Here is a 14,775-nt window from a genome sequence, read left to right on the forward strand (position 1 = left end):
CACAAGATGCGACACTGAGTTACAAAATTAAGTAATTGTTCAGCCTTTTCATCAAAAGCTTTCAATAACTTTTGATTTATGGCTAAATCAGAAGGGGGTTATTGATCGAGTATCTAATGGCGTATGTGACTGGAAAAGGCCGGAATTTTTTGCTTTTGCAAGGGCCGCATGGGCCGTTTTTCAACCGCTTGGGCCACATGCTGACACTTGCCGGTGCCGATGTCTGGCGCGTGGGTTTTAATACAGGTGATCATTTCTTTTGGTCAGACAAAGCACGCTATATTCCTTTCTACGGACGCGCAGAAGATTGGCCAGGCACTTTAAAACGACTTTTGAACGAAAAATCCGTAACCGATATTGTGATATACGCAGATACACGCCCCCTTCATGCGCAAGCTGTGAAAATTGCTAAGGAAAACGACATCAACGTGCATGTTTTCGAAGAAGGATATTTGCGCCCCTATTGGATCAGTTATGAACGCGAAGGGTCGAATGGCAACTCGAAATTGATGAATATGTCCGTCTCTGACATGCGCGCGATAATGGCGAAAAATGATCTGGATGTACCCTTGGCCCCAGATCATTGGGGTGCCTTGCGCCAACATATGTTTTACGGCGCGTTGTATCATTGGTTTGTCATGTTCAGAAATGGCAACTATCGCAACTTCAAACCGCACAGAAGTATCTCAGTCGGGAAAGAATTCCGGCTGCATCTGTCGCGGCTTATGCTACTTCCGCTTCATGCAATTGAGCGTATGCTGGCCACATACCGGGTAAAACAAGGCGGGTATCCCTATCATATCGCTTTGTTGCAACTTGAACATGACGCCAGTTTTCAGGATCATTCACCATTTTCCAACATATCTGAATTCTTAAGGCTTGTCATGGAAGGCTTTGCCAAGGGTGCGCCCACACACCATCATCTTGTTTTCAAAGCCCATCCGCTTGAAGATGGCCGCGCACCAGTTAGAAGCGAAATCCGCCGATTGGCTAAAAAATACGGTGTCGAAGATCGGACACACTACATCCGCGGCGGAAAACTGGCACGACTGCTGGATCACGCCCGCAGTGCAGTGACTGTTAATTCGACCGCCGCCCAACAGGTTCTTTGGCGTGGCTTGCCATTGAAAGCCTTTGGCACTGCCATTTATGGCAAGCCTGAATTTGTATCGACACAGCCGCTTGCCGATTTCTTTTCAATGCCTTCAAAACCCGATAATGCCGCCTATCGTGATTTTCGTCGTTATCTTCTTGAAACATCACAATTACCAGGTAGTTTCTATTCAACCAAAGGGCGCCGGCAACTGCTGCGGCAAGTGGTCGATATGATGCTTATGCCCATGGACCCATATGATGCCTTGAAAGCAGGCACCCCTGCACCAAGGCAACAGCTTAGCGTCGTAAATAGCGTCCGTTAACCGAACACTGGCTTTTCACAAAGGACTGATCTAAGTTGTGGATAAATCGAGGCAAAAAAACAAAATAACAGGAACATGGCAGTGAAGAACCTTGTGGTGCGCACGGTAAAGTTTGCGCTATTTTTGGCATTTGCCGCAAACTTGGCAGCCTGTGGTTTGCCACGGTCTGGACCGACGAAATCAGAATTGACCCGACAAGACAGCGAAACGGGTCAGGCATCTTTTGTCGTGAATGTCGATGACAGCATCATGCGTGTTTCAAATATTCAACCTGAACTGGGTTTTCCGAATGACTTCAAGCGTGTTGGCATGGTGGGGTCTGATATTATCCGGCCGGGCGATGTGCTTGGATTGACGATTTGGGAAAACGTTGATGACGGCTTGTTGGCAGGTCAGGGACAAAATTCAACTATTCTGGAAGAGGTCCAGGTGGACGGTGCAGGCAATATTTTTGTGCCATACGCCGGTAAATTGCGCGCCTCAGGGCAAACGCCGGAACAATTGCGCCAAGTCATCACACGCAAACTGAATGATCAAACACCGGACCCACAGGTCCAGGTGCGCCGTGTTGCAGGGGATGGCGCCACTGTTTCTGTATCAGGTGCTGTCAGTGGGCAGGGTATCTATGCAATAGAACGTCCAACACGCACATTGTCAGCCATGCTTGCCCGTGCGGGCGGCGTTGCGGTTGAACCTGAAATTGCACAAATCGTACTTGTCAGGGGAAACAGACGCGGCCGCATCTGGTTTGAAGATCTTTATGACGATCCATCCCTTGATGTCCCACTTCGCGGCGGGGATCGCATTCTGGTCGAAGCGGATACACGCAAATATACTGCACTTGGTTCGACAGGCGCCCAAAGTCTTGTGGCTTTTGAAATGCAAAACTTATCCGCACTTGAGGCGCTTGCACAGGTTGGCGGACTTTTGTCCACAACAGCTGACCCGACCGGAATATTTATTCTTCGGGATGAGCAGCCCAACATTGCCAATACGCTACTTGGGCGTAGTGATTTCAAAGCCAGTCAGCGGATTGTCTATGTCCTGAACCTGACCGAACCAAATGGTCTGTTTTATGCGCGCGATTTTCATATTCGCGATGGCGATACTGTCTATGTAACCGAAGCACCGTTTACGCAATGGGACAAAACAATCTCGGCCCTGACGGGGTCGTTGGGGCGTGTTAACTCATTGAGTAATCTGGCAAATTAGGTGCAGAACAAGACGTCATTGTATGTCTATAACGGTGGCTTTCTGACACAAAAACGTGTCAGGCGTATTCTTGAATTGTCAGGATATGACATCCGTCTGGGCAAACCTGATGCGGACGCGATGATTGCAGTCTGGGGAAAAAGCCCGACTGCGCCACGTGGCGAAAGCATTGCTGATAAAACAAACGCGCCCCTTCTTCGGGTCGAGGACGCTTTTCTAAGATCAATCCATACCGGTCGCGATGGTGATGCGCCTTTGGGACTTACATTGGATAAAAGCGGCGTACATTTCGATGCGGCATCCGCATCAGATCTTGAAACACTTCTGGCAACGCATCCTTTGGATGACACCGCCCTTTTGAACCGCGGGCGTTATGCGGTTGAGCGGCTGCAAGAAGCTCATCTATCCAAATACAATAATTTTGATCCCGATATCCCGCACCCGGATCCTGGGTATGTTATCGTCATCGATCAAACCAAAGGCGACGCGTCCGTCACATCATGTGGCGCTAATTCTGCGACATTTCAGGAAATGCTGGTCTTTGCGCAGGAAGAAAATCCAGACGCCACAGTTTTGATCAAGACCCATCCTGAAACCCGCAGCGGGCATCGTGAAGGCTATTTTTCAAAGGCGCATGAAACGGGGCGCGTTCAATTATATGACGAAAATATATCGCCTTGGCGTTTGTTCGAAGGCGCTCGTGGTGTCTATACCGTCAGTTCTCAACTGGGGTTCGAGGCGATTTATGCCGGACACAAGCCCAAGGTTTTCGGCCAACCCTTTTATGCCGGATGGGGCTTAACCGACGACCGCATGCCTATTGATCGCAGGCAGCGCACATTGACCCGTGCCCAACTTTTTGCAGCCGCGATGATCCTATATCCCACATGGTATGATCCATATCGCGATCAGCTATGCGAGTTGGAAGACGTTATAACAACACTTGAAGCGCAAACACGCGCATGGCGAGAAGATCGCTTTGGTTGGTCCGCCCATGGCATGCGCTTGTGGAAACGCGCGCATTTACAGAAAATCTTTGGGCAGTCTCGCAAGATGGTTTTTAGCAAACATAATGCAAAAAACTATCGAACTATGGTTTGGGCCAATCAGTGGACACCTGATCTGCAAGACGCCACACGGCTTGAGGATGGTTTTATCCGTTCAAGCGGTCTGGGTGCCGCACTTGTCCCACCTTTGTCATTGATTGGGGACCAACGTGGCATTTACTATGACCCCAATCAGGAAAACGATCTGGAGCTTTTGATCGCAACGCGCGAAGAGCTTCCTGAATGGGCCGAGCGGCGCGCAGAAACCGTTATCAAAAAAATCATATCTGCAAGGCTAAGTAAATATAATCTGCAGGGCGCTTTGCATGATCTACCCGACGGCTATCGCATTCTGGTGCCAGGTCAGGTCGAAGATGATGCATCCATTCTGTTGGGCGCCCCGGATGTTTGTACCAACCTAGACATGCTCAAAGCTGTCAGGCACGCTAACCCCGATGCGATCTTGATCTATAAACCGCACCCTGACGTCGAAACCGGCCTGCGCAAAGGGACGTTAAGCGAAAATCAGGCCATGCAATACGCTGACGTCTTTGCGGCGAATACAGATCCCATATCGCTGATTGAACAGGTCAATGAGATATGGACAATGACATCATTAATAGGGTTCGAAGCGTTGTTGCGCAATGTGCCAGTCACCTGTTTGGGCGTTCCATTCTATGCAGGTTGGGGGCTGACGACCGACCTTATAACAACACCTGAACGCAGGCAGGCACGACCTTCACTACAAGCTTTTGTCTATGCGGCTTTGATAGATTACCCACGCTATTATGATCCCATTACCAAGGGGCCATGCCCGATCGAAGTTGTTCTGGATCGCCTTGCAAATGATGAAATTCCCGCGCCTGGCGCTTTGAATAATACACTTTCAAAGGTGCAGGGTCTTTTCGCAAGCTACGCCTATCTTTGGCGCTAAATACGCCCCCACCGATGCATGACATCGCCGCCAATATTCTGCGTGTCGATCAGGTGAAAACGCGGGGCGTCATTTAATGCGTCAATGCCCATGGCCCCCAATCCGGGACGCCCTTCAGCGCCCAGTGCAAGCCCTGCGGTAAAGCCCACAAGTTCATCAACCAAACCCGCATTCAGCAAGGATGCCGCCAGCGCGCCGCCGCCTTCGCAAAAGACGCGTGTCAAACCTGCGTTCCCAAGGTTTTGCAGAACAGAAGCAACATCCAGCTGCCGACCAATCAAATCACATGGGAACAGTCTTGCCCCTAAATCCGCCCATTTGCGGCACACGTCAGGGTCCGCATCCGTACCATGACATATCCATATCGGAATATCGCGCGCTGTTTCAGCCAGAATGCTATGTGTCGGAATATCCAGTTTGCGCGATACGACCACACGCACAGGTTGGTGCTGAACACCCAAATCACGAACCGTCAAACTGGGATTATCCGCTCGCGCAGTCCCGCCGCCAACCATCACAGCATCATGGGTGCCACGCATCGCGTGAACCCAACGCCGCGCCTTAGGGCCGGTGATCCACTGACTTTCGCCATTTGCTGTAGCAATCCGCCCATCAAAACTGGTCGCAAGCTTCAATGTTACCATCGGCCGGCCCTGCGTGACCTTTAGAAAGAAGCCCTTGTGCGCCAAGACCGCTTGATCCGCCAAAACACCTGTTGTCACCTGAACCCCCGCCGCGCGCAATTGTGCGAAACCTTTGCCAGAAACACGGGGATCATCGTCGGTCAAAGGGGCTACGACACGCGAAACACCTGCTTTGATCAATGCATCCGTGCAAGGCGGCGTTTGCCCATGATGCGCGCAAGGCTCAAGCGAAACATAGGCCACCCCCCCCCGCGCCATACCACCCGCTTGTGACAATGCGATGACCTCAGCGTGCGGTCGACCACCCTTGGCAGTAACCCCGCGTCCGATAATGCGGCCGTTGTTTACGATCACACAACCAACCGCTGGATTTGGCCAGCATCGACCAAGGCCACGCCGTCCCAGGGAAAGCGCAAGCGACATAAAGCGTTGATCGTCAGTGATCACACGTCTTCGGCAGGGTCGTCCGGACGCAGTTCAGATACGAACTTATCGAAATCATCTGCCGCCTGGAAGTTCTTATAAACGCTCGCAAAACGCACATAGGCAACTGTGTCAATACGTGCCAGTGCTTCCATCACTATCTCGCCAATGGTTTTACTTGGGATATCGGTTTCGCCCATGCTTTCCAACCGCCGCACGATACCAGAAATCATCTGGTCCATACGTTCTGGCTCAACAGGGCGCTTCTGCAGTGCGATACGTATAGATCGTTCCAACTTGTCGCGATCAAAATCTTCGCGTCGGCCATTGGTTTTGATGACCACCAGATCACGCAGTTGAACACGTTCATAAGTCGTGAAACGCCCCCCGCATGCCGGACAAAACCTGCGCCGCCGAATGGCAACGTGATCCTCTGCCGGTCTTGAATCTTTGACTTGCGTGTCGATATTCCCGCAAAACGGACAGCGCATTCGCGTCCCCCTTGTATCTTTAATTCCGCCTCTGGGGTCTTCGCCCCTTGTTATCCACACGGACTATAGGTGACACGCTACCGTTTGGGTAGAGGGGAAATGCAGATACTTGATATTGAATACAAAATGCTGTCTTAGGTTTTGCGAAAGCCAAGTTAGTCGTTGATCCGGCTGCCTTTTGTATTTTTACATAAAAATACAGAATGCCCGACTGTTCGACTTAATCCAATATTGCGGGGTGACAGAACAAAGCTGTTTTTTGCACTACGCTTTGCGCCAGCCGGAACCAACTTAAAACCCATGCTGCGTTGGTTTGCGCGTGTTGGGCTACCGCCAGGTGCACGGCTAATGACAATACGGTCTGTCGTGTCAGCCCCTAATTTACGCCGCGCAAAGTCACCGGCTGCACAAAAGTAATCCGATCCATGCGAGCCTGCGCGGGTGAAAACCTCAATCTCGGATCCGGCGCCAGATTGGGTGCGCAATCCGTTCAACGCCAATAAAGACTCTGCGGATGCAACTGCAGGCACACCAAATAAAACAGCTACAATAAGTGGCTTCAGATAAGACATAAGCATGATCCTTTTTAAATCTGCTTTATAAATATAGTCGGTTTCACATTAATACGCCAGATTACACACCACATGGCTGGCTCACGCTAAATGGACCACGATCCTATGGTGCGGCGCGTTGCGATGTTCAAAGACATCAATTCCTTGCTTAGCGCCATGACCGAATTATTCATTCGTAACAGGGCTTCGTAATTAAAGTTGAATGCGTTCTGATCTATCTATCCACTATTCGATACGACAAAAAATTCTAAGATCATAAGCTGAATGATAGCATATCTATACCATCAAGTCGCAACGACCGCATCGTACTTTCTAGCAAAATACCAAAACTAGCCTTAATCAACGTAAAATTAAGAACTTGAAGATCCCTTGCTTAGTTTTGAAAATATTTTCTTAATTCTTTGTAAAAATTTCTTTTTCTTCTTTTTTTGTTTTGCAGTTGACCAATCTCTTCTCTGCTTTCTTCTAAAAATCGGCCATTCAAACAGCGCGGCTTTATTAAGGCCAATATCTTCAAGAAAAAACGGAACGATGTTACAACGCCGCGCAGTAAAGCCAAAACTCAACTGATCACGGCGTGAAAAGACAAGTAAATGTTCGAACCAAAGTCTACCAAGCTTTACCAAATCAGGCGCACGGTGATTACGCACGATAAATCCACCATAGATTAATCCCGCCTCTTCAGGGTATCCCTGTGCTCTGTAGACACGCATTTGATTGCGTATGGTCTCCTCGGTATCTTTATATGCATCTATACAAGCGTTTGCCTCCGCATAAACACACGTCCGGTCAGGATGGCGCGTGAACGAAATAGTGGGCGCTCCTGCGTCTTCAAGCGCGGTTATCAATTGTAAAGGATCAACGATGATACGGGCATTATTATCGATATAAATCGACCAATCAACGTCTGGGAAATACGCATCCGGCATAAGTTTTGCACGCCGAGACGCACGATTCACATCCAAAGTTGAGCTATCATCAAAGAGTAATGTCATACCAGATGGCAGTTTCAAATCAGCATCGTCTGACACAACAACACAAGGATAGTGTCCAAGGGCATCACCAAATACTGTTGTGTTGAACGGTTCGGGCTTGCCGTAATAACAACTAAAAAGAACAATTCTTAATGCGTCGTCACTCAATGCCGAAGACCCTACTATCAGCGGTCATTGATCCAAGAAACTCCGCAGCTTGCGGCTGCGACTTGGGTGCTTGAGTTTCCGTAGTGCTTTCGCTTCAATCTGACGGATACGTTCACGGGTGACGCTGAACTGCTGGCCAACTTCCTCAAGCGTGTGGTCTGTATTCATGCCGATGCCGAACCGCATGCGCAACACACGTTCTTCACGCGGCGTTAGACTGGCCAGCACACGCGTCGTGGTTTCTTTCAGATTTTCCTGAATGGCACTGTCCAGTGGCAATACGGCGTTTTTATCTTCGATGAAATCGCCAAGCTGGCTGTCTTCTTCATCCCCAATCGGGGTTTCCAATGAAATAGGTTCTTTGGCGATTTTCATCACCTTGCGCACTTTCTCAAGTGGCATCTGCAGTTTTGCGGCCAATTCCTCGGGCGTGGGTTCGCGGCCGATTTCGTGCAGCATCTGACGGCCTGTACGGACCAGTTTGTTAATCGTTTCGATCATATGGACCGGAATACGAATGGTACGCGCCTGATCCGCAATAGATCGCGTAATCGCCTGACGGATCCACCACGTCGCATAAGTCGAAAACTTATAGCCCCGGCGATATTCAAACTTGTCCACGGCCTTCATCAGACCGATGTTACCTTCCTGAATGAGATCAAGAAATTGCAAGCCACGATTGGTGTATTTCTTGGCAATTGAGATCACAAGACGCAGGTTTGCTTCGACCATTTCTTTCTTGGCCTGACGCGCTTCTTTTTCACCCTTTTGAACCTGTTGCACGATGCGGCGGAATTCGCTGATATCAAGGCCAACATATTGGCCGACCTGGGCCATATCTGACCGCAGCTCTTCAACCTTCGGCGTTGACCGCTCGATAAAGGCCTGCCAGCCACGTCCTGGCTTTTCGGCCATCCGTTCCAGCCACGTCGGATCCAGTTCGTACCCGCGATAGGCATCAACAAACTCACGCCGGTTAATACGCGCCTGATCGGCCAGTTTCACCATATTTGAATCAATCGACATAATCCGGCGGTTGATGCCATACAGCTGGTCAATCAACGCTTCGATCCGATTGTTGTGCAAATGCAGTTCATTGACCAGAACTACGATTTCTGCGCGCAGCTTTTGGTAAATCTTTTCTTCTTTTTCCGTAAAACTGGCATCTTCGTTCAGCGTTGCCGAGATACGCAAATCCTGCATTTCGCTAAGCTTGATGTAATCGCGCGCAATCAGTTCAAGCGTCTCAAGCACTTGTGGCTTAAGGGCCGCTTCCATCGCGGCCAGCGACATGTTGGCCTGTTCATCTTCGTCGTCGTCATCATCTTTGGCAATCGGGTTGCCATCAGCATCCAATTCGGGTTGATCATCTTCTTGCTTCGGGGCGGCGGCCGCACCAATAACGGCGGTGTCCACAACAGGCGTTTCATCGTCGCCCATGGCATTGCCAAATGTAGTCTCCAGATCAATGACATCGCGCAGCAAAATATCTTCGCTTAGTAATTCGTCACGCCAGATCGTGATCGCCTGAAAGGTCAAAGGGCTTTCGCACAAACCTGCGATCATCGTGTTGCGGCCAGCTTCAATACGCTTGGCAATCGCGATTTCACCTTCGCGACTTAGCAGTTCAACCGATCCCATTTCGCGCAAATACATGCGCACCGGATCGTCTGTGCGATCCAACTTTTCGGTTTCCTGCGCAGCAACAGCCACCTCGCGCGCACCAGAGGTTGTGACAATATCGGTCGAGCCTTTCTGCTCTTCCTCTTCAGCCTCTTCATCTTCGATGATATTGATGCCCATTTCCGACAGCATCGACATCACATCTTCGATTTGTTCAGAATTTACCTGTTCAGGCGGCAAAACCTGATTGAGCTGATCGTAAGTGACATAGCCCTTTTCCCGCGCATCTGCGATCATCTTTTTGACAGCGGTCTGGCTTGCATCACCAGACATTTCGTTGTCCTGATCGTCAGATTTACGGTCGTCTGTATCCTTGGCCATGCGGAGTTCCTTGTTCGGATCGTACTGAATGCGAGGCGAATCATGTGTAAAGTGAAGCGAATCACCAGAAGGTTCAACCGATTCGCTTATTGGCTTAGTGTTATTTATCTAGAGATTCTTTACCAAACGACCGATCTGCAACACTATTTATGTCGTGGACCGCCTTTGGCAAAGTCAATCTTTCCAAGAAGATCATCAAGAGCTGTGCGTTCATCACGTTTTACCTTTGCACCATTGGGGCCAAGCTCATAATCCGCCTTATCATCATTATTCGTTTTTCCTGCTCGGTTCATCGCATGCGCCGCTTGCGATAATCGCCATGTCAAACCCTCATCTGCTATGCCAGACAGGTCTTCGACGGCCTCGTCAATCTCGCGCTGATGTCCCCGTCTTGCATCAAGTTTTGCAAACTCTTCGGCCACACACATTATTGCCACTTCTGAATTCCCTGCTTTACGCACAGGCGGTGCTATGGCCACATGGCGTTGTGCAAACAGTTTTTCAAGGGCTTCACCCCCAATCTCATCTCTCATTTTCTGGGTAAAGATTACAGTATCCAGTCCGACATGGCGCAGCAACGCATCGCGCAGCACAGCGTGATCAGCCGAAAAGCAATCCATCCGCTCAAGTTGGCTTTCAAATTCTGGCAAGATATCCGGGTTAAGGACCAATGAAGCAAGAATAACCGCCTCGCGCAGCTGATCTTCGAAAGTGCCGTCTCCGGCTGCTAAGGCTGAATTTTTTGTCGTAGGCAAAGGAACATCGGGTGCTTGCCATCCGCGTCCCTTTTTGGGGAAATCTCGTACAGGGCGAAATAAATCCCAACGCAACCGTTTAATTTCTTCACCATAATGGCTGCGAATTGATGGGTCACGGATCAACTTGATCTTTTCACGCAAGGCTTTGTCCAAAGACGCCTTGCGCTCCGGGCTATCAAATACCTTACCTTCAATTTCACGCCGCCACAGCAACTGGACCATTGGTAACGCGTTATCCAATAATTTTTGAAAGGCCCCTGCCCCCTGTGCGCGGATCAGGTCATCAGGATCTTGCCCATCAGGCATGATCGCAAAGCGTAACGATTGCCCGGCTTCCAGCATCGGTAATGCCAGATCAACCAATCGCTGCGCAGCACGCAATCCGGCTTTATCACCGTCCAATGCAATGATCGGTTCTGGCGCAATGCGCCATAACAAACGCAATTGATCTTCGGTGATGGCTGTTCCAAGCGGCGCAACCGTTGCCTCAAAACCGCCCTCAGACAGCGCAATGACATCCATGTAACCTTCGGCAACAACCAAAGGCACGCCCTTTCCAGCCGCCTCACGCGCGGGGCCGTGGTTGTAAAGGCTACGACCCTTATCGAACAACTCAGTCTCGGGGCTATTCAGATATTTGGCGCGCGCGTTGGGATCCATCGCACGACCCCCCAGACCGATACAGCGCTCGCGCGGATCACGGATCGGAAAGATAATGCGACCGCGGAAACGATCATAAGGTTCACCGCCATCATCAGGACGCGCCGCAAGGCCTGCATCCACGACCAAATCGGCCTCAACCCCTTTGCTGGTGAGATGTTGAAATACGCCCTGACGCATATCAGGGGCGAACCCAATGTCAAAGCGACCCTGCGTCGCCTCGCTCAAGCCTCTGCGCGTCAGATATTCCCGCGCGTCTTGGGCGGCTGCAGTTTTAAGCTGCAGACGATAATATTGCACCGCCTGCTCCATGACCTGCGCTAGTTCGGACCGCTTATCAGCTTTCTCTTGCGCCTGCGGATCCCGTTCCGGCATGGGCATACCGGTTTCGCGCGCAAGTATTTCGATCGCCTCCATAAAGCCCACGTTTTCCGTTTCCCGTACAAAAGAGATCGCATCGCCTTTAGCATGGCAGCCAAAACAATAATAAAAGCCCTTACGATCATCGACGTGAAAGCTGGCGGTTTTTTCTTGATGAAATGGGCAAGGTGCCCACATGTCGCCTTTGCCCTGATTGGATTTCCGCGTATCCCACATGACCTTTCGCCCGACGACTTGGGTCAGTGATATCCGTGTGCGCAGTTCATCTAAAAAACCGGGGGGTAGACTCATAGAGGATGTTTTATCTTTTTCTTGCAGAAACACAAAGGGGCGCTGGTGCGCATTCGTTCTGGCACTTCGTGCATATTGGGGCTTTGCCCCAAACCCCAGAATATTTTAACCAAGAAGAAGGATTTGGGCAGTATTCCATATGTGCGGTACAGGCGGGAACGCCGATGACCGCCCAAGGAGAAGGCGTCTTGCAGATTTGCAGGGCGTCTTTTTTTCTTCTTCTTGGCTTAAATATTCCCGCCGGAGGCGTCGCGGAGCGCGTCAACGCGGCGCAAAACCTTTCAAGTCAACTTGCTAACCGCCCATTTCGCCGCATCTGCCACAGTCGCATCAGGATCATTACAAAGACTTACAGCAACCTCGCGCAGCTCAAGCCTGTCAGAATTTCCAATGGCATAGAGTACGTTTCGTACAAAACGGTCCCGCCCGATCCGTTTAATAGGTGATCCAGAAAATAGCGCCCTAAATCCCGCATCATCCAACTGCGCCAGATCGGCCAAATCAGGCCCAAGCAGTTCAGGACGGGCATGATATTTCACTTCATGCGCTTGGGCCGCGAATTTATTCCACGGACAAACCGCCAGACAATCGTCGCATCCGTAAATCCGATTGCCTAATAACGCACGTAATTCCAGATCAATCGGACCTTTATGTTCAATTGTCAGATAAGAGATGCACCGCCGTGCATCCAGCTGAAACGGGGCAGGAAAAGCATTGGTCGGGCAAATATCCAAACATGCAGTACAACTGCCGCAATTTTCAACGCCAGCGTCATCTGCAACTAATTCGATCGTTGTGAAGATCGCCCCCAGAAAAAACCAATTGCCAAGATCACGGCTAAGTAGATTGGTGTGTTTACCTTGCCACCCCAATCCCGCCGCCTGGGCCAACGGTTTTTCCATCACAGGCGCCGTATCAACAAAGACTTTGATCTGACCGTCTTCCTGATCAAGCAACCAACGCCCGACCCGTTTTAGCCGTTTTTTGACCACATCATGATAATCGCGGTTTTGTGCATAAACGCTGATTGCGGCGCGGTCACGGTGCTTCAATACCTCAAACGGATCATGATCCGGGGTATAAGGCTCGGCCAGCATCACAACCGATCGTGCCTCGGGCCACAAGGCTGCGGGATCGCCCCGCCATTGGATCCGTTCCGCCATCCATCCCATTTGGCCGTGAAACCCCTTTGCCACAAATGCGTCCAACCGCTCCGCGATGTCTGGCACCGCATCCGGCCTACAAATTCCAACTTTTGCAAAACCTGCCTGTGTGGCGAAATCAACCAGCTTTGCTTTCAGATCAGAAGTCAAGGTCGGCATAATGTGCAGGCGGGGGAAATCCCGAAACCTGATCAGCCAAAAGACTACGAAAGGCAGGTCGTGATTTGATCTTGGCATACCAATCACGAACATTTTCTGATCGGTCCCAATCCACATCCGAGATATAATCAAGCGATGACAAATGCGCCGCCGCCGCGAAATCGGCCAGTGTCATAACGTTGCCTGCCAACCAGCGCCGTTGATCCAGTAGCCATGACATATAATCCAGATGATACTTGATCGCTTTTGCGCCTTCCTTGACGTTTTTGCTGTCAGGGTAGCCTTGCTTGGTGATTTTCTTATTTACCCGTTCGTACAATAATTTGCTTGTAACTTCGTTATGAAACTTGTCATCAAACCAAGATACCAGCCTGCGCACTTCATAGCGATCTTCGGGCTTGCGTGGAAACAGCGGCGGGTCAGGATGCAGTTCTTCGATCAACTCGCAAATCGGCGCACTTTCGGCCAGCATTCGGCCCTTCATTTTCAGAACGGGCACTTTACCGGCTGGATTTCGGCGCATGAATTCTGGATCTTGTTCCCAGTATTTTTCTTCGACAAGCTCAACCTCGATTTTCTTTTCGGCCAAACTCAGACGTACCTTGCGGCAAAACGGGGATAACGGGACATGAAAAAGACGGTTCATTGTTACTGCTCTGGTCGTTTTCCCCTCAATGCCTTGAAAAGGTCACATTTTCAACCACTGAAACAAGCTGCGCGTCCATCTGCGCGGATCGTTGACGCCCCGCTCATGATTTGGGATGTCCTTTTTTGCACAAACCGTGACGGACGCGACGCTGATCTGCGCTTGGGGTTGGGCAAAATCGCCGCCAAACGCGCCGATTGGGTGGCCGAAAGATCTGCGGCATCCACCCCGAAATAATGACGCGATGCAGCCTGCACGCCAAAGACACCTTCGTCGAATTCAGCGACGTTCAGATAAACTTCGACGATGCGCCGCTTGGACCAGACGGCCTCGACCACCGGGGTCAAAAGCGCCTCAAGCCCTTTGCGGGTCCAGCTGCGTTCATGCCATAAAAACGCATTTTTGACGACCTGTTGGCTGATGGTCGATGCGCCGCGGTTGCCACCTTCGGCGATTACCTGACGGATCGCATCCATGTCAAAGCCCCAATGCAGGCAATAATTTGCATCCTCAGCCGCCACCAAAGACCGCGCCATTACTGGTGCAATGTCATCAATCGACACCCATTGGTGCTTGATGCCGCCCAGACGGCGTGCTTCCTGATTCATGTAAATCGTGGTTGGTGGATTGACAAAATTATACAAAAAAATCACCGCAAGCGTTAGTGCCACAACACCAAATACACCGCGCAAAAACCACTTCCATAACCACAAGAACGGGCGCAGCAAAAGCGCAGGTTTTTTTTGCGCTTTTATGCTTTTCTTTTTCGCCTTACGTTTCCGTACGGGCCGTAATCCTGCCAACTCATTCATCGCCATAGTCCTATGGCCT

At 50.5% G+C, this 14,775-nt stretch carries 12 protein-coding genes; 3 read left to right on the forward strand and 9 right to left on the reverse strand.

The annotated features are described in order from the left end of the window. The first annotated feature begins 116 nt into the window (after nt 1-116). The 3 genes from HRQ87_RS04315 (at nt 117) to HRQ87_RS04325 (ending at nt 4,610) form a co-directional block, all read left to right on the forward strand. Complete coding sequence (locus tag HRQ87_RS04315; RefSeq protein WP_174136291.1) at nt 117-1,418, forward strand: capsule biosynthesis protein; 1,302 nt, start codon at nt 117-119, stop codon at nt 1,416-1,418. Nucleotides 1,419-1,499: 81 nt separating this feature from the next. After that, nucleotides 1,500-2,630 carry a polysaccharide biosynthesis/export family protein gene (locus tag HRQ87_RS04320; protein WP_484555903.1) on the forward strand — a complete coding sequence of 377 codons (1,131 nt, stop codon included), beginning with the start codon at nt 1,500-1,502 and terminating at the stop codon, nt 2,628-2,630. After that, nucleotides 2,631-4,610: a capsular polysaccharide biosynthesis protein gene (locus tag HRQ87_RS04325; protein WP_174135625.1), complete on the forward strand. Its 1,980-nt coding sequence runs from the start codon at nt 2,631-2,633 to the stop codon at nt 4,608-4,610. Here the strand turns inward: HRQ87_RS04325 and ribD are convergent. The 9 genes from ribD to mtgA all read right to left on the reverse strand — a co-directional run bounded on the left by ribD (nt 4,607) and on the right by mtgA (nt 14,756). Next, on the reverse strand, nt 4,607-5,698 hold the full coding sequence (ribD, locus tag HRQ87_RS04330) for a bifunctional diaminohydroxyphosphoribosylaminopyrimidine deaminase/5-amino-6-(5-phosphoribosylamino)uracil reductase RibD (protein ID WP_343035151.1): 1,092 nt from the start codon (nt 5,696-5,698) through the stop codon (nt 4,607-4,609). The two genes, HRQ87_RS04325 and ribD, sit on opposite strands and share 4 nt — an antisense overlap. Then, on the reverse strand, nt 5,698-6,168 hold the full coding sequence (nrdR, locus tag HRQ87_RS04335) for a transcriptional regulator NrdR (protein WP_174135627.1): 471 nt from the start codon (nt 6,166-6,168) through the stop codon (nt 5,698-5,700). Before nrdR ends, ribD begins: the two co-directional genes overlap by 1 nt. A 155-nt stretch (nt 6,169-6,323) precedes the next feature. Further along, complete coding sequence (locus tag HRQ87_RS04340; protein WP_174135629.1) at nt 6,324-6,740, reverse strand: hypothetical protein; 417 nt, start codon at nt 6,738-6,740, stop codon at nt 6,324-6,326. A gap of 350 nt (nt 6,741-7,090) precedes the next feature. Further along, nucleotides 7,091-7,882, reverse strand: coding sequence for a glycosyltransferase domain-containing protein (locus tag HRQ87_RS04345; protein WP_174135631.1), 792 nt, complete (start codon nt 7,880-7,882; stop codon nt 7,091-7,093). A gap of 24 nt (nt 7,883-7,906) precedes the next feature. Beyond that, complete coding sequence (gene rpoD / locus HRQ87_RS04350; protein WP_174135633.1) at nt 7,907-9,886, reverse strand: RNA polymerase sigma factor RpoD; 1,980 nt, start codon at nt 9,884-9,886, stop codon at nt 7,907-7,909. Between the two features lie 143 nt (nt 9,887-10,029). Next, on the reverse strand, nt 10,030-11,976 hold the full coding sequence (dnaG, locus tag HRQ87_RS04355; protein WP_174135635.1) for a DNA primase: 1,947 nt from the start codon (nt 11,974-11,976) through the stop codon (nt 10,030-10,032). A 281-nt stretch (nt 11,977-12,257) separates the two neighbouring features. Further along, complete coding sequence (gene queG / locus HRQ87_RS04360; RefSeq protein ID WP_174135637.1) at nt 12,258-13,298, reverse strand: tRNA epoxyqueuosine(34) reductase QueG; 1,041 nt, start codon at nt 13,296-13,298, stop codon at nt 12,258-12,260. Beyond that, nucleotides 13,279-13,944, reverse strand: coding sequence for an FtsZ-binding protein FzlA (gene fzlA, locus HRQ87_RS04365; RefSeq protein ID WP_174135639.1), 666 nt, complete (start codon nt 13,942-13,944; stop codon nt 13,279-13,281). The genes queG and fzlA overlap by 20 nt, the downstream gene beginning before the upstream one ends. 50 nt (nt 13,945-13,994) lie before the next feature. Next, entirely contained in the window at nt 13,995-14,756 is a 762-nt protein-coding gene (gene mtgA, locus HRQ87_RS04370; protein ID WP_174135641.1) for a monofunctional biosynthetic peptidoglycan transglycosylase, read from the reverse strand. Nucleotides 14,757-14,775: the final 19 nt, after the last annotated feature.

Source organism: Parasulfitobacter algicola (assembly GCF_013315265.1).
GTDB lineage: Bacteria > Pseudomonadota > Alphaproteobacteria > Rhodobacterales > Rhodobacteraceae > Parasulfitobacter > Parasulfitobacter algicola.